Raw genomic sequence first — 401 nt, forward strand, 5'->3', positions numbered from 1 at the left:
CTTTGCTCTGCGCATATCTCCAGCCTCTAGTCTTCCGACCGGCCGGGAGCCGGTCGTCGAGGGGTGCCCCTCCCTAGGATGCCCCGCTCATCGTCCCGGCGCCGGACACCCGGCGCCGGGGTGCACGTCAAGCGCGCAAGGACACGGTGTTCGCGCGCACAGGCGCGGGCAGCTCGGTCCCTCCCTGAAGGTAGGCGTCGACGGACGCCGCCGCCGCCCGACCCTCGGCGATCGCCCACACGATCAGCGACTGCCCACGACCCGCGTCGCCGGCCACGAAGACCCCGGGCAGCGACGACGCGAAGTCGTCGCCGCGCGCCACGAGGCCGCGGCCCGTGAGGTCCGCGCCGGACTGGGTCGTGATGGTCGCCGTCTCCGGCCCGGTGAAGCCCATGGCGAGG

Annotated in this window: 1 pseudogene; it reads right to left on the minus strand. The window is 73.8% G+C overall.

What is annotated here, in order from left to right:
• Positions 1–127: 127 nt before the first annotated feature.
• Positions 128–401: pseudogene (gltD, locus tag G3I78_RS50005) on the minus strand (glutamate synthase); the annotation flags it as partial.

The organism is Streptomyces sp. SID13726, from assembly GCF_010548375.1.
In the GTDB taxonomy this organism is placed as follows: Bacteria; Actinomycetota; Actinomycetes; order Streptomycetales; family Streptomycetaceae; genus Streptomyces.